Here is a 15,057-nt window from a genome sequence, read left to right as displayed (position 1 = left end):
GGATGCCCCTTTTTCAGTGAACTTGTGCACAATAAACTTCGTGCTTTCTGTTCTCTTCAAAAGCGCTCAATGAATTAGCAGGGTACCAATTCTTGCTCGCCTTGTTCAGGGCTGGAACTTACCTTTACCCTCTCTACCGGCAACCCCTCTTCTGTCAGCACTCCGGGCTGATTTTTCAGAGCTACCAGTTCACCTTCTCTCATCACTACCCCGGCTGTGCATTCGGGACAATTGTAGACCCTATGCGTATTGCCGTAAGCTGCCTCAACCTCTTCAACTACCTCTGGATGTGCCAAGTAAAATACTATGGCTTTTTCTGCAAGGGCTGACATCGGTTCCGAGTCAACTGCCGAACGGATTTTTAGCCGGCGGTGTAATTCGGGTGGGAGATACAGTGTGACTTTCTGCTTGTCTTGCATATTGGTTTTTAAGTTGTTTACCCGGGTATGTATCTAACGATAGCTGCCCTTTTTCAAGCTGTCAAGATGCTATGCTGCTTTAACGGCATTTTTGTAATATATCTTTACAATTAGCCCTCAGTAAAGCCCCAAATTGTCTTGAAAATTGAAACAACAAAGCCTTTATTCGGGAAAAATTTAAAATTTAAATTCAGGGGTAAAACATCTTTAAAGCTTCTCCAGCATAAGCTTTGAGACAGCCAAACCTTGCAAATATTTATTAAACAAGAGGCAGACAGATTGTGGGGACATTAATAAAGAGTTACGGCGTGACAGCAATCGTCATCGCAGTGGTATTGTCTGCGTGTGGGCCATCCTCGCCGAAAAAGATGAGCCGGTTCGAGATATACCGCAATAAGCGATATAACTTTGAGTTTCCCTATCCGGCGGAATGGATAGCCGACACAGAACCGGCCAACCGAGACGGACAAGCATTCAGCGAACCAAAAAACCCAGACATTCAGATCCGGGGATGGGCAAGTAATAGACAGCAGGAAGACAAACAAGCCAAACAATACCCTGCCAAAGAAACAGAACCATTAAAACAAAACTTCAGCACCCAACAAGGAACCGCCGGCAACCTTAAAGTAGAAATAGGAACAGAAATAAGTTCCATCACCCTAACCTTAAAGACAGCAGACATCCAATACAACTGGAGAGCACAGACACCCAACCAGAGATTCAGTGAATATTACCCCTTATTCTATAGATTGGCCGGTCAATACAAAATCAACCCGCAACCCTAATAAATACGCCAATCACCGGCCAGCCAATCCCTAAAAAAAAGGTTCCCTCCCCTGATAAACTACTATTGGGTAAAACAAACAACAAAAACCTTTAACCCATAACCAGTTATGACCGTTGCAGCCAGCAAAAAACCCGGACTCGGATCACGCTTAGTGAATGGCGTACTCTCCATCAAACCCCTAGCAGACCTCGCCAAACACCAAGCCCGTGAGATGATGATCAAACGGGCCGCAAAAATCGGAGTTTATTGGAGAGAAGAAGCAAAAGCCCTGCGAGAAAACGACCTCGAAACAGAAAAAGCCAAAATAGAAAACCCGCAGCTAAAATACCCCGAATATTACTTAACCTCATTTCACGCCTACGAAAAAGGAAACTTAAGCTGGGAAGCAGCCACAGAAGTAGAAGTAGCAGCAAAAGCAGTTCATGCCGGCATTTGGCCAGAAGAGGGGGCGCAAGGAGATAGCAAACTCCGAGAAAGCTATCACAACATCTTAAAAGCACAAATAGACATCGAACCCAAAAATATAGTCGATCTTGGATGTAGCGTAGGGATGAGTAGCTTTGCCATCCAGCAAGCTTATCCCCAAGCAAAGATAACCGGCGTAGACTTATCGCCTTATTTCTTAGCCATAGCCAACTTAAGATCAAGCCAAAACCAAGCAAATTTTAAATGGGTTCATGCAGCAGCAGAAAACACCGGCCTAACCGAAGCTAGTTATGATTTAGTTTCCGTGTTTTTAATGTTCCATGAACTGCCCCAAACCGCCGCAAAAGCAGTTTTAAAAGAAGCCAAAAGATTATTACGTCCGGGTGGCTATGTGGCATTTATGGATATGAACCCCCAATCAGAAATATATGCCAAAATGCCGCCTTATATTTTAACCTTGCTGAAAAGCACCGAACCTTACCTAGACGAATATTTCAGCCTAGATATTGAGCAAGCATTTAGAGAAGCCGGCTTTGAAAAACCACAAATAAAAGTCAACACACACCGCCACCGAACAGTCCTAGCAAAATCTTAAAAAGTGCGCGAGATCCCACTGATTCCTAGATAATGCCCACCGGTTCATTAATGATGCCTATAATGGTGGGCATAAGCCAGCATACGGTTATAAAAAGCAGCCGAAAAACCCATGACCGGCAACAATAAAAAACAAGCCTTTTTGCGACTAACAAACGGCGGTAATGCAAAACAGCCAGCCTATATCCTCTCAGAAAGCTTTGAAACTCTTATTGGGAGAGAACCAAGCTGCCAAATAGTATTAGACTCGAAAGTATATGGCGGAGTATCGAGACGTCATGCAGCCATTCGTCCAATAGCCAACAAACAACTTAACTGGGAAATTTGCGATTTAAACAGCGCCAACGGCACTTATATTAATAACCAGAGATTGCAAGGTAGCCGGATATTGCAAACTGGCGACAAAATAGGACTAGGAATAAATGGCCCCGCCTTTATTTTTGAAATCACCACCAAACCATCCTCCCAAATCACAAATCCCGGCCAAAATGACCTAACATTAACACAATTATTTCCGATAATTTCCACCGGCAGAGATTTGAGAAAAAAAGCCTACTTAATACCGGCCAGCATAACCGTAGCCTTTGTTGTCTTCTTATTTGCAGCCATTGGTCGGCCCTTGTTATTCAACTTATTAATTGCCGCCTATATTGCCGGTTTAGCCTATTTTTTTGTTTATCAATTGTGTGGAAAACGCAAACCTTGGTGGTGGTTACTGACGGCGTGTTTTCTTTGTATTTTAATATTAATTAGTCCACTATTACCCTTATTTGTCACAATATTTAGAGAAATTTTACCAGGAAAATTGCCTTTACCGGGAGAAAACTTAACCTTTCCAGCCTTACTAATAAGGATGTTTTTTGGAGCCGGCCTAATGGAAGAACTCCTCAAAGCCTTACCAGTGTTTTTTGCCTATCTTCTAGGACGCTTTGCACCGGCATCATGGAGAGAAAACCTAGGCGTATGGGAACCCCTAGATGGAATCTTACTAGGAACCGCCTCAGCAGTAGGGTTTACCTTACTAGAAACCCTAGGCCAATACGTCCCCGAAATCATTCATAACGTCACCTTACAAGGAGGAAAAGAAATCGCACAATTGCTAGGATTACAGCTATTAATTGCCCGAATTTTAGGCTCAGTAGCCGGTCACATTGCCTATAGTGGATATTTGGGATATTTTATTGGTTTAAGTGCCTTGAAACCGAAAAAAGGCTGGATAATTTTAACTGTAGGATACTTGAGTGCTGCCGGTCTTCATGCCCTGTGGAATGCGGCGGGGACAGTGAATGTTTTAATGTTAGCATTTGTTGGGGTTGTTTCCTATGCCTTTTTAGCAGCAGCGATTTTAAAAGCCAGAGCGCTTTCTCCCACCCGTGCCCAAAATTTTGCAACGAGGTTATCTTGATATTTTCAAGACAAAAAAGCACAAAAGTCTTCACAAAAGAACACTCTGCATCCCTCTGCGAAAACTTGTGCGTCTTAAATTGTAAAAAAAGCTTAGATCACCGGCCCGAAGTATCTTCAACTTGATCCAAAGCAAAACGAACAACAGCCAAACCCAAACGAGCTTTTTCAATATCCGATAAATCAGACCAAGGTTTTTGAGGAGTATCGAGGGAGTCATGTCCGCGCATAGCATAGGCGACGGGACGAGCTAAAACTTGTAAATCTTCTTCAGCAAAATTGGGGAGGAGGGGGTGAAGACATTTAACTAATTTTTCAGCCAAGGAGAGAGGACTATCAAGTAAAGAAACAGTGCCGGTGGCGATAACAGATAACCAATCTGGGGGTAAAGTTAAAGCAAAGTGCTGTTTTAAAGAAGTTTGCAGAGGTTGCAAAAGTGCAGATTTAGGTTCAACTTTTGACCAGAGGTTTTCTAATTTTTTATAAAAAGCTTGGGAACGAGAAGTTAGTTCATCTACCGGCCAGTCATCTAGGATAAATTCGTCTTCTCGGTCGGTGAAATATTCCTGACAATGGGGTTCTGCTGGATTCCAGGGATAGGCATTGTCACTTAAGAGCAATGATTCCAGCAAGTCGAGTTCTGTAGAAGATTCTGGGTGAAGCGGTGAATTAAACATGATAATTTTGGGAGGTTGGCGGGGGGTACAATATTCAACCGTCGGCCACGAGACCACCGATTGTATCTTATTGAGAAAAATCTTATCGGGTCTTGTCCTCTGTGAACTACCGGTCAAGAGACTGATATTGACGGCTGAGTGTCATACGCCTAGCTACAGCGGCTCTTTAGAGGGTTCCGCAATCCAAAGAAATAGGTTTCGAGTTTAAGCAAACGTTGTAGAGTGTGAGCAGGGAAGACCGGCCGGTGGCATAAAAAAGGTTTTGGAAAAAATTTGAAATGCTGGGCAAATTTTCGTGTGGGCTTTACAAAAGTTGAGCAAAGCTGCTTAAAAGGTTGGCTTTTTTGTCTATTAATAACAAAAACCCGGCTTTTTAGAAAAACCGGGTTTTGATTTCAGTTAACTGTTACTACCGCTATTAACTGGCAAGATATTCGCGGACATTGGCTTGGCGGCGGCGCAGTTGGGCAAGGGCTTGATGTTCAAGCTGGCGGACGCGCTCACGGCTAAGGTTGAGTTGTTCGCCGACTTTTGCCAAAGACAACTCACGTCCATCTTTGAGGCCAAACCGCAGGGTAATTACTTCCCGTTGTTGGGGGGTAAGTTCGGCCAGGAGGCTGTCGAGGTCTGCTCGCAGTAATTCCTGGGTTGTGTAGATTTCCGGCGATTCGGTTTCGTCTTCGAGCAAGTCTTGCAGTTCTGTGTCGTGGTTGTCGCCAACGCGGATATCTAAGGAGATTGGATGACGAGCCATTGTCAGGTATTCGCGGATTTGGGCCGGTTCTAGCTCAAGGGCTTTGGCGATTTCTGCCGGCGTTGGGCTGCGTCCAAATTGCTGCGTTAGTTCGCGCTGAACTTTTTTGATTTTGTTGAGTTTTTCGGTAATGTGGATAGGCAGGCGAATTGTCCGAGCTTGTTGGGCAATGGCGCGGGTAATGGCTTGGCGAATCCACCAGTAAGCGTAGGTGGAGAATTTATAGCCCCGTGTTGGGTCAAATTTTTCGACGCCTCGCTCTAATCCCAGCGTGCCTTCTTGAATTAAATCAAGCAGTTCTAGGTTGCGCTTTTGGTATTTTTTGGCGATGGCAACCACTAAGCGCAAGTTGGCTTCAATCATTTTTTGTTTTGCACGCTGCCCAAGCTGCATGATGCGGTTTAGCTCGGCTTCGGGAAGCTTGACTTGTTCAGCCCATTCTTGCGGAGTGGCTTCGCGGTTAAGCTGGGTTTCTAAGACTTCTTTGGCTTCGAGCAGTGCCATCATTTGCTGCACTTGCTTACCCAAGACAATCTCTTGTTCGTGGGTGAGCAGTGGCACCCGCCCAATTTCGTGCAGATAGGTTCGCACGATGTCTGCCGGTGCGGAGGGCCGTGCGCCCATGTATGTGGGGTTGGCGGTCATGGTACGGTTTTTTGCAGTGGGCATGGGTGACTCTTGACTAATTCAACAGTGAATATCTATACACCTACCCATTTGATCGGGCAGGATTCGGATTTCGGTCAGTTGATTTTTGAGGGGTGGGTTTTAATCTGGCAAAGCCAGGCGTCTGCCCACTAGCAACCGACCTAATGTAATGGAAGATGTGAAAAACTGGTGCTTCAGGATGAGTTCGTTTTTCTTTTATCGTATTCTAATTTTAGACTCTCGTAAAGGCTGAAAGGTTCATTCTCAAGTCTGATATTCTTAAGCTTTCCCTAAATTTTTACGAGAGCGATCTCAGTGGCCCTGAAAGCGGTTTGCATTAAACGAGTTGTATTCTTTAATGTTGCTTTCTTATATAATGGCTTGACAATCCCTCTGTAGGCAGATGTAACGCATAGTAATGTCCGTACCTTTGGAGAGACAAACCTGCCGTATAAACCAGACGCCAAAATAAACTTATTGGGTTTTGGGATCGGGCCGGTGGAGATGGGGGGAGGTAGGGCTGTGGCCCTACGCTTGAAAAAGGCCGATTAGTTGTTATGGGGAGTGTTCTTTGTTTTGATGAGCAGAAACGACATCGGGTAAGAATCGGCCTCCTAAGTAAAGCCAAGCTAAACCCAATAATCCTAAAACCATGCCAGAAAGACTCACCAACTGGGCGACACGCAAAGGCCCTAACATGAGGCTATCGGTGCGTAAACCTTCTATCCACACTCTTCCGGCGCTATAGGCAGAAAAATAGACCAAAAACAACGTCCCCCGTTTGAGGGGCAATTTGCCTTTTAAATCTTGAAAAAATAAAAACAGCAACAACCCAAAAACGCCTAAATTCCACAACGATTCATAAAGAAAGGTGGGATGGAAATATTCAAAGCTTTTATAGGCGAGGGGACGGTTTTGGAGAGGGATGTAAAGTTTCCAGGGTAAATCTGTAGGCCGGCCAAAGGCTTCGGAGTTAAAAAAATTACCCCACCGGCCTATGGCTTGGCCTAAAATCAAGGAAGGTGCCACTAAATCTGCCAATTGCCAAAAAGAAACTTTTTGTAGAGAGGCAAAAATTAAGGCGGCGGCGATGCCTCCTAAAATTGCACCATGAATAGCGATACCACCTTTCCAGATCGCAATAATATCAGCGGGATTGTTGGCATATTGTGGCCATTGAAACAAAACATAGTACAGACGAGCACAAGGAATTGCTCCGACGACCAACCAAATCGCTAAATCTCCGATCAGTTCGGGGTCAAAATTGCGCCGTTTTGCTAGATACTGAGAAACGCTTACGCCCAGCAACACAGCCGAGGCGATTAGTAAACCGTACCAGCGAACTGCTAAGGGCCCTAATTCAAAAATAATCGGCCCCGGAGATTGAAATTGAAATGCTAAGGGAAAATTTGTAAATTCCATTCATCGCTCCACAACGGGGATTGACACGAGAAACAACTGTGTAACAGGATACAGGCAGACAAGAAACTTTCCATAAATTTTGCGAGCGAGCTCGAAGTTGTTGAAAAGTTTTTGAGTCTAGTGGCTTTCTGGGTGGGAATAGTAGAACAAGCAATAATAAGTCAGGGTGAAAAAAGCTTGCCAAATTCGTCATCGGCAAGGCAGACTCGATAGATAAGTTTAATAACTAAGCGGGACAGTAAGGCAACCTTTATTAAAAATAATTGCGATAAGAATTATTAAAGAGGGGATAAAAAAATATGGAACAACTCACAGAAAACAACTCAATTAACTATAAAATTCGCCCAAGCGCAGCAAAAACGGTGGAAGACACAAAGGCATGGCCCTTGAGACTGCAAAGAAGTTTAAGTTCTTTAGAAACTTGGGGTTTTGGGTTGAGCGGTTTGCTGTTGTGGCTGGGGCCGGCACCGGCGGCACATTCGGCTTTGGGGGCTGCGGCTATGTATGTGTGGCTGCCTGGGGCGATTGTGGGAATTTTGCTGAATTTGCAAGTTAGACGTTTAGGGATTCACTGGCCTAATATTTCTGGGGGAACACCAAATTATGCTGCCCGTTTGCTGAAAAAATATCCGCTGTTGGCGAGGTATGGGGCGCTGGGCTATTGGTTGGGGTGGGTTTCTGTGCCTGCAATGAATGCAATTATTTTATCTGACTTGATTAAAGCGAATTTGGAGCCGTTGGGTCTTTTTTACCCAGAAACTTTGTTAAAAATTGGCTTCACAGCTTTGCCTTATATTGTGGCGTTTAGCGGCACTCGGGCGTTAGGAATTTTGCATTTGTGTTTTGTTGTGCCGGCGATTGGGTTTTTGTTGGCTTTTTGCTTTCAAGGCACCGGCTGGCTGGCTTTTTCGCCGTCCTCTGGGGGGTTGTTGCCAACAAGTTGGCCGGAGTTTAATTTTGTTGAGTGGGCAAAATGGTTTTTCTTAGCTGTTTACGCGGTTTATGGTTGCGAAACTGCCTCGTCGTTTGTAGCAGATAGCCGCCGGCCTCGCGATACTCTGAATGGGCTTTCTTTTGCGGCTTGGCTGATAGTGCCGGTTTATGTTTTGGGTTCTTGGGTGTTGATGCGTTTAGCGACGGGCCCGAATTTAGGCGACAACACATTTTTGCACTTGGTGAATGCTTCTTTGCCTTTTTGGGGAAAATCGGCTTCTTTGTTGGTGACGTTTTTGCTGGCGGCGGGTGCTTGGCTGAGTAGTGCGACGGCGGTTTCTAACTCGCCGCGTGTTTTATATCAACTTGGGCTTGATGGTTATTTGGCGCCGGTGTTTACGGCGGTTTCTCGGCGCGGGGTTTTTGGGCCGGCTTTAATTTTAAGCTTTGCTGCTAGTCTAATTTGTCTTGTCTGGGGCGATGTGTCTCATATTGTGATGGTGACGGGCACCGGCTATCTGTGCAGTATGATTGCCATTCATTTCGGGTTGTGGTTAAACCGTCGCCAGCGTCATGTTCTTTGGCCTAACTTTTCTTTGGGTTTTTTGGCGATAGAAGTTGTTGTTTTAGGGGTGGGCGGTTTAGCTTGGGGCTGGCAATATTTGCTGTTGGGATTGTCTTTGCCGCTGTTTATTTTGGGGGCGGATTTTCTTATTCGTCGCTCGTCTTCTCCTTGGTTTCGCCTTCAGAAGTGGAATGAATTATATCAAATTCGTTCCCGCAGCAAAATGGAAGATTTTGTTTTGCTTCAAGTGAGCGTTTTGCTATTTTTATTGTGTTCGGCTTTGGCAATTGGTTGGTTTGTCAGGGGGCAAATTTATAGCATTTCTTGGAATGTCAGTATTGATTTGTTTGTTGTGCTAATGATAACAATGGCTTTTGTGGGGGTGGCAATTGCTTGCTGGACAAGTTTGCCGCAGGTGATGTCTATTGTTGAAATGCAGCAAGAATCTGAGCATTTGTTTAAAATTGCTTTGGATGCTATTTTGGTTCTGGATGAAAACGGTTTAATTAGTCAGGTAAATCCAGCGGCTGAGAAGTTATTTAAACTTCCGGTTCATCGGTTGGTAGGTCGCTTGGTGAGTGAGTTTTTACCAAATTTGCCGGCTTTGCCTGCTCAATGGCCGAGCCGGTGTGAGCAAACTTTAAATAATATTATTCAACCACTGTTTATTGAAGTGACGATTTCCGACCGTTCTCACCAGTTTGGTTGTGAATATGTGGCTATTTTAAGGGATATTTCTCAGCGAAAACAGGCAGAAATAGAGTTGCGTTCAGCGCTTGACCGGCAGGAAGAATTAACTGAGACGGCGCTTGCTCAAGCTGAACAGCTTGCCAAAATGCTGAAAGAGTTACAGGAAACTCAAACCCAGCTTATTCAAACTGAAAAAATGTCTAGTTTGGGACAATTGGTGGCTGGGGTAGCACACGAAATTAACAATCCTGTCAATTTTATTTATGGCAATCTGGATTATGTCAGCAATTATAGTCAGGATTTACTGGACTTAATTCTACTGTATCAAAAATATTATCAGAAAAATCCAGAGATTGATGCCTACATCAAAGATATGGATTTGGAGTTCATGGTGGAAGATTTGCCAAAAATTATTTCTTCTATGAAAATAGGAGCAGAACGTATTTGTCAAATTGTTAAAACCTTACGAAATTTTTCGCGGTTTGATGAAGCGGAAATGAAGCCGGTTAATTTGCACGAGGGTATTGAGAGTACGCTGGTAATTTTGCAGAGCAAGATCAAGGCTAAGGCTGATTTTCCGGGAATTCAAGTAATTAAAGAATATGGAGATTTACCGGAGGTTGAGTGTTATGCCGGCCAGCTAAATCAGGTGTTTATGAATGTGATTAGTAATGCAATTGATGCTTTAAAAGAAAAAAGTGATTTTTATCGCATGGGGTATATTCCTGAGAACGCTGATGCTAATTTTAACGTAAGTGCGGCTGTAATGCCTACGATTTGGATTCAGACGCAGTTGATAGATAAAAATCGGGTAATAATCTGTATTAAAGATAACGGCACGGGCATTACTGATGCTGTAAAAACAAGGTTGTTTGATCCATTTTTCACCACAAAAGCTGTGGGTCAAGGGACAGGATTGGGATTATCAATTAGCTATCAAATTGTAGCTCAAAAGCATGGCGGTGTTTTGAGATGTATTTCTCAACCGGGAGAAGGTTCTGAGTTTCAAATTGAGATTCCTATCAGCCAAAAAGTAAAGTAATGTAAGGCTGTCTGACTACTCTGAAATGGCCGGTGTTGCCCACAGGGGGCCGGCAAAGTTTTATTAGCCTATCAACTACCCTACAGGTGATGCTAAAATAAAAAAAAATGGGAACAAAAAAATCACCATTTCCCCATTGAATAAAATTGAAAATCTAACATCTAAAATCAGAAATCCTATGGTGGCTTTATTAGGTCTTTCTCAACCGGAATTAAAAGAATGGGTGCAACAACAAGGACAGCCGGCCTATCGGGGGCAGCAGTTGCACCAGTGGATATATCAAAAAGGAGCGCGATCTTTAGGAGACATTACGGTATTTCCTAAGCAATGGCGGGAAAGTATGGCAGAGGTGGCGATTGGCCGGTCGAGTATTTATTATCGTTCGCAAGCAGGCGATGAAACGGTAAAATATTTGCTCAAGTTGGCGGATAATCAAATTATTGAAGCGGTGGGAATTCCTACAGAAAAACGCTTGACGGTTTGTGTTTCTTCGCAGGTTGGTTGTCCGATGGGGTGCGATTTTTGTGCCACCGGCAAGGGTGGTTTTAAACGCAATTTGGCTGCCCATGAAATTGTCGATCAAGTGTTAACGGTACAGGAAGATTTTGGCCGCAGGGTGAGTAATGTTGTGTTTATGGGGATGGGGGAACCGTTGCTTAATACTGAGAATGTGTTGGTGGCGTTACGTTCTTTGAATGAAGATGTGGGAATTGGCCAGCGAAATATGACGGTTTCGACTGTGGGAATTCGCCACCGCATTCTGGAATTGGCAGAACATAAATTACAAGTGACTTTGGCGGTAAGTTTACACGCTTCTAATCAAGTTTTGCGGGAAAAATTAATTCCGAGTGCGCTGCGTTATCCGCTGGATGAGTTGATGGCAGAATGTCGGGAATATGTGAAGATTACGGGGCGAAGATTAACGTTTGAATATATTTTGCTGGCGGGTGTAAATGATTTGCCAGAACACGCAGAAGAACTGGCTGAACTTATGCGGGGGTTTCAATGTCATGTGAATTTGATTCCTTATAATCCTATTAATGAGGTGGATTATCAGCGACCATCAAAAGACCGTATTTATCAGTTTGTGAAGGTTTTGGAGGAGTATAATGTGGCGGTGAGTGTACGCTATTCTCGCGGTTTAGAGGCGGATGCGGCGTGCGGACAATTACGGGCTATGAAATCTTAGGCCGGTTTGATTGCTATTTTTAAAGTACAGTTTAACAGCTTTTAAAAACCCGGTTTTTTACAGAAACCGGGTTTTTGGTATAGCTAAGTATTTAAAAAGCTATAGATATTATTCTACTTGGTTTAAAGCGATGTCATCGAGTTACCGACTAGCTTTGATGCCGGGGGCGTAGGCTTCGATGACTTTGCCGGTGAGTGAGCAAGTAATCATTAAATAATCACAGCTATTGCATTGAGTGCGCCTTAAATGATGAGCAAGAACGTAATCTCGCTCAGCATGATCACCACAGTTGGGGCAACGAATTTTTTCGCTGTTCATTTTAAACTCTCTATGTTTTGCTAGGTTTTTTGGAAAGGCAACTCAAAAAAGAATAAGTAGCCAAATTTACAAGTATTTGCACCCTGAATTGAAGAATTTAACTTTAAAGTGATTTTCACAGGAATTTGCTTCGGCAAAGCTGAGCTTTATCTTTTTTTTATTATGTCAATGATTTTAATGAGTGTCAAATCTACAGGCTGGGGATCGTGCTTTTAGGGGTGATCCCGCTTCCAAAGCTATTTGGGGTGATTGTTGAGAAATACAGAGAACAACGAAAATAACAAGGAAGAAAATGTTAAATATTACCCGCCAGGGCGGCCAAAAATTGATCAGCCTTTGAAAAAATGCTGATTTAATTTCTCAGGGATTGAGGTTTAAGCTATAAAAATCGAGGCAACAGTTCGCCAAAGGTGGCGGGTTTAGAAGCTTGAAAAATTCTTAAAGTATCTGGAGAACAAGATAGGCTACACCGATAAATCTATGTTAAGGGGTACATGACTCTCTAGGGAAAAAGATTTTTACTGGGCGATATAGTTGTGGTTAAAACCCGATTTGTTTAATAAACCGGGTTTTTAATTCTTAAATTCTTAACCCCATTTCTTTTAAGCTTTGGCGCAACTTAGCGGCTGCGGGTGACTGTTGTTCTTCATAGCGAGTTATGGCTTCTCGAAAAGTGTCTAAACTTTCAAAAACATTGCCGGCTTTCAGTAAAGCAACGCCTAAGTTTTGATAAGCTTCAGCAAAGTTGGGATTGAGAGCAATTGCTTGCCGGTAGCACTTTATGGCATCTTGTAACTGGCCTTTATCTTTGTAAGCAATGCCTAAATTAAAATGAGCCGTTGCCAAAGTCGGGTCAAGTTCTAAAACCGTTGTATAAGCAATTATCGCGCCGGTGATGTCGCCGGTTTCCAGCAACAAATTGCCATAATTATTATAAGTTCCCAGTTTAATATAAGGTAAAACCGGCATTTCCATTGCGGCTAAATAATGAGACTTTGCCTGAGAAGCTTTCCCAATGCGGCTGTAAGCAATGCCTAAATGATAATGGAGTTCATAAAGCACCGGCACCTCAACAGGTTTTCGTGTTCGCCAAGAAGGAACCCCGCGCAAACCAATTTCTAGTAATTGAATTCCCCGCTCAATTTTGCCACTTCTGACATACAAAGCACCCAATTTACTGCAAGTGTAGGGATCATTGGGATACTGAGATAAATAAGCTTCCATTGCCGAAGCAGCCCGGTTAAATTTATTTTGGGCACCGATTGCTTGTTCGGTGTAACCTTCGTGAGAGATAGCAACTTCTGCGAGTTCTAAAATTTGCCAGTTAGGCTGTTTTTCTAACAGTTCCGCCACACTATCATCAACCATTGCATGATAGGGGTGAGTAAAATAAAGTTCGGGATGATGGCGAAACAAACGCGACACCATCGAGTAAGGAGACTGAGCGGCGCCGACTTCGTGACGAATTAAATTAATGAGGATACACTGCTCATTTTGCATGGCTTGTCTCATCAGCGGCACAATTTCTGGTTTAAGTTTTTCATCTGCATCCAGTACAATTACCCAATCGCCGGTGACAAAACGCAGCGCCTCATTGCGAGCAACAGCAAAATCATTACACCACTCAAAAAAATAGACATTGGCTCCCAATTCTTGGGCAATTTCCACCGTGCGATCTGTAGAGCCGGTGTCTAAAACCACCATTTCGTCTACCACATCTTTAACACTATGGAGACAATCGCGTAGTGTGGCTTCTTCATTTTTGACAATCATGCAAAGGCTTAGTTTCATTTTTAGTCGCTGTTTTGGTGAGAGATAAAAGTATTTTTGTCATTGTAAAGGCAAACGGACTCAGAAATTCAATTCAGCCATATCTACCACAGAAAGCGCGGATTTCAGGGAAGAAGCCTGCGCCAATAAGCCAGACGTGCAAACTAAACAAACTCCTAAGAGTCGCTGCTCAATCAAATAATAATTTCTGCTCTAAAATAGATAGAAAGCTTAGAAAAACAGCCAAAAAATTCTTCTATCAGAAACCGCGACATTTTTGCTCTATCTTTTGGCAGAGCGGTGAAAGTTTTTATTGTGAATAATATTCAAAGCATTATTTCTTTTGATTTCTGACTTGTGGTAGAGGTTAATCGTATAAAACTGCTGATATTGTGTAGAAAGATAAGACAAACAACAACAAAACAGTTTAAGTTACTGGAGGAAATGAGATGGGAATTCTAGCTTGGGTTATTTTAGGTCTGATTGCCGGCGCCCTTGCCAAAGCAATTTATCCAGGTCATCAAGGTGGCGGATTTCTTGCCACAACCGGTTTAGGAATTTTGGGTGCAGTTGTAGGTGGCTATCTTGGTAGTATGCTCTTAGGAACGAGTGGGGGTGCATCCTATGCAGCGTTGAGCATTCCTAGTATTGCTTTTGCGGTTTTAGGTGCTGTTTTGATTTTGTTCATTTGGGGTTTGTTAACTCAACGCGCTTAATCGCTGGAAAAAACAATGGGCTGGGGGGAAAGGTTAGCGGGTGAACGAAAAATTTTGAACCCGAATAACAGCCTCGAAACCAAAGATACCATTCTCCCCCCAATCATTTTTTGATTCGTTCCAATAAGGAAAGGCGGTAACAATGCCTTGGACTGAAAAAGAGTATCCTGCTTCAATGAAAAATCTCTCCCCCGAAGTGAGAGAAAAAGCGATAGAAATTGCTAATGCTTTGTTGCAAGAGGAGCATTACGACGAAGGAAAAGCCATTCGGATAGCGATTTCTAAAGCTGAAGAATGGGGAAGTCGCCGAGGAATCTCTATCAAGCAATAAACCGCGCCAATAAAGCGGTTTAATAAAATTTAGATCCGGTTTTGAATAGGGATTTAAAATTAAATAAAATTAACAGGAACCCGGTTTTTAAAATAAGCCGGGTTTATTTTATGTATGAGGGCCGATATTGCCACTGCACTTGCTAACGCTTTTTTTCAACTTCTTAGTGTCGAGCTTAGAAATTGGGTTTCTGAAGTGGCTGTCTAGTTTAAAACTGTGATTTTTCAGAGAAACCGGCAATAGGCGCGTATTGTATCAAACTTCATAAAAAAACTTCAAACAAGCCGGCTCACCCTTCCCCCACCGGCCGGCATTCCCAAAAACATCAAAATTCAAGATAAAGTAAATAATGACGAAGCCCCAGAAGCTTCT

The 15,057-nt window shown here is 43.3% G+C and carries 13 protein-coding genes; 7 read left to right on the top strand and 6 right to left on the bottom strand.

The window, feature by feature from the left end; all coding sequences use genetic code 11:
* Nucleotides 1–74: 74 nt before the first annotated feature.
* Entirely contained in the window at nucleotides 75–419 is a 345-nt protein-coding gene (locus NG798_RS18025) for a hypothetical protein (protein WP_261225084.1), read from the bottom strand.
* Between the two features lie 281 nt (nucleotides 420–700).
* On the opposite strand from NG798_RS18025, the gene NG798_RS18020 reads away from it, so the two are divergent.
* The 3 genes from NG798_RS18020 to NG798_RS18010 all read left to right on the top strand — a co-directional run bounded on the left by NG798_RS18020 (nucleotide 701) and on the right by NG798_RS18010 (nucleotide 3,631).
* Nucleotides 701–1,204, top strand: coding sequence for a hypothetical protein (locus NG798_RS18020; protein ID WP_261225083.1), 504 nt, complete (start codon nucleotides 701–703; stop codon nucleotides 1,202–1,204).
* Nucleotides 1,205–1,312: 108 nt separating this feature from the next.
* Entirely contained in the window at nucleotides 1,313–2,227 is a 915-nt protein-coding gene (locus NG798_RS18015; RefSeq protein WP_261225082.1) for a class I SAM-dependent methyltransferase, read from the top strand.
* 111 nt (nucleotides 2,228–2,338) lie between these two features.
* A complete protein-coding gene (locus tag NG798_RS18010; protein WP_261225081.1) occupies nucleotides 2,339–3,631 on the top strand; it encodes a PrsW family glutamic-type intramembrane protease in 1,293 nt (430 codons plus the stop codon).
* Nucleotides 3,632–3,728: 97 nt separating this feature from the next.
* Here the strand turns inward: NG798_RS18010 and NG798_RS18005 are convergent, their stop codons facing one another.
* The 3 genes from NG798_RS18005 to lgt all read right to left on the bottom strand — a co-directional run bounded on the left by NG798_RS18005 (nucleotide 3,729) and on the right by lgt (nucleotide 7,131).
* Nucleotides 3,729–4,307 (bottom strand): hypothetical protein, encoded by a 579-nt coding sequence (locus tag NG798_RS18005; RefSeq protein ID WP_261225080.1) that lies wholly within the window; start codon nucleotides 4,305–4,307, stop codon nucleotides 3,729–3,731.
* Between the two features lie 418 nt (nucleotides 4,308–4,725).
* A complete protein-coding gene (locus tag NG798_RS18000; RefSeq protein WP_261225079.1) occupies nucleotides 4,726–5,730 on the bottom strand; it encodes an RNA polymerase sigma factor, RpoD/SigA family in 1,005 nt (334 codons plus the stop codon).
* A gap of 534 nt (nucleotides 5,731–6,264) precedes the next feature.
* A complete protein-coding gene (lgt, locus tag NG798_RS17995; protein WP_261225078.1) occupies nucleotides 6,265–7,131 on the bottom strand; it encodes a prolipoprotein diacylglyceryl transferase in 867 nt (288 codons plus the stop codon).
* A gap of 299 nt (nucleotides 7,132–7,430) precedes the next feature.
* On the opposite strand from lgt, the gene NG798_RS17990 reads away from it, so the two are divergent.
* A complete protein-coding gene (locus NG798_RS17990) occupies nucleotides 7,431–10,361 on the top strand; it encodes an ATP-binding protein (protein ID WP_261225077.1) in 2,931 nt (976 codons plus the stop codon).
* Nucleotides 10,362–10,539: 178 nt separating this feature from the next.
* On the top strand, nucleotides 10,540–11,550 hold the full coding sequence (gene rlmN, locus NG798_RS17985; protein WP_261225076.1) for a 23S rRNA (adenine(2503)-C(2))-methyltransferase RlmN: 1,011 nt from the start codon (nucleotides 10,540–10,542) through the stop codon (nucleotides 11,548–11,550).
* Between the two features lie 141 nt (nucleotides 11,551–11,691).
* On the opposite strand, the gene NG798_RS17980 is transcribed toward rlmN, so the two are convergent.
* Entirely contained in the window at nucleotides 11,692–11,868 is a 177-nt protein-coding gene (locus NG798_RS17980; RefSeq protein WP_261225075.1) for a replication restart DNA helicase PriA, read from the bottom strand.
* Between the two features lie 579 nt (nucleotides 11,869–12,447).
* Complete coding sequence (locus tag NG798_RS17975; protein ID WP_261225074.1) at nucleotides 12,448–13,659, bottom strand: tetratricopeptide repeat protein; 1,212 nt, start codon at nucleotides 13,657–13,659, stop codon at nucleotides 12,448–12,450.
* Nucleotides 13,660–14,087: 428 nt separating this feature from the next.
* On the opposite strand from NG798_RS17975, the gene NG798_RS17970 reads away from it, so the two are divergent.
* Together NG798_RS17970 and NG798_RS17965 are read left to right on the top strand one after the other, a co-directional pair.
* On the top strand, nucleotides 14,088–14,354 hold the full coding sequence (locus NG798_RS17970; RefSeq protein ID WP_261225073.1) for a GlsB/YeaQ/YmgE family stress response membrane protein: 267 nt from the start codon (nucleotides 14,088–14,090) through the stop codon (nucleotides 14,352–14,354).
* A 142-nt stretch (nucleotides 14,355–14,496) separates the two neighbouring features.
* Nucleotides 14,497–14,685, top strand: coding sequence for a hypothetical protein (locus NG798_RS17965; protein WP_261225072.1), 189 nt, complete (start codon nucleotides 14,497–14,499; stop codon nucleotides 14,683–14,685).
* Nucleotides 14,686–15,057: the final 372 nt, after the last annotated feature.

This window comes from Ancylothrix sp. D3o (genome assembly GCF_025370775.1).
In the GTDB taxonomy this organism is placed as follows: domain Bacteria; phylum Cyanobacteriota; class Cyanobacteriia; order Cyanobacteriales; family Oscillatoriaceae; genus Ancylothrix.
This window is presented reverse-complemented; position numbering and strand designations above follow the sequence as displayed.

Bases quoted from the DNA above. Each gene is read 5' to 3' on its own strand.
- NG798_RS18025 (WP_261225084.1), bottom strand. From the start codon at position 419: ATGCAAGACAAGCAGAAAGTCACACTGTATCTCCCACCCGAATTACAC.
- NG798_RS18015 (WP_261225082.1), top strand. From the start codon at position 1,313: ATGACCGTTGCAGCCAGCAAAAAACCCGGACTCGGATCACGCTTAGTG.
- NG798_RS18010 (WP_261225081.1), top strand. From the start codon at position 2,339: ATGACCGGCAACAATAAAAAACAAGCCTTTTTGCGACTAACAAACGGC.
- NG798_RS18005 (WP_261225080.1), bottom strand. From the start codon at position 4,307: ATGTTTAATTCACCGCTTCACCCAGAATCTTCTACAGAACTCGACTTG.
- NG798_RS18000 (WP_261225079.1), bottom strand. From the start codon at position 5,730: ATGCCCACTGCAAAAAACCGTACCATGACCGCCAACCCCACATACATG.
- lgt (WP_261225078.1), bottom strand. From the start codon at position 7,131: ATGGAATTTACAAATTTTCCCTTAGCATTTCAATTTCAATCTCCGGGG.
- NG798_RS17990 (WP_261225077.1), top strand. From the start codon at position 7,431: ATGGAACAACTCACAGAAAACAACTCAATTAACTATAAAATTCGCCCA.
- rlmN (WP_261225076.1), top strand. From the start codon at position 10,540: ATGGTGGCTTTATTAGGTCTTTCTCAACCGGAATTAAAAGAATGGGTG.
- NG798_RS17980 (WP_261225075.1), bottom strand. From the start codon at position 11,868: ATGAACAGCGAAAAAATTCGTTGCCCCAACTGTGGTGATCATGCTGAG.
- NG798_RS17975 (WP_261225074.1), bottom strand. From the start codon at position 13,659: ATGAAACTAAGCCTTTGCATGATTGTCAAAAATGAAGAAGCCACACTA.
- NG798_RS17970 (WP_261225073.1), top strand. From the start codon at position 14,088: ATGGGAATTCTAGCTTGGGTTATTTTAGGTCTGATTGCCGGCGCCCTT.
- NG798_RS17965 (WP_261225072.1), top strand. From the start codon at position 14,497: ATGCCTTGGACTGAAAAAGAGTATCCTGCTTCAATGAAAAATCTCTCC.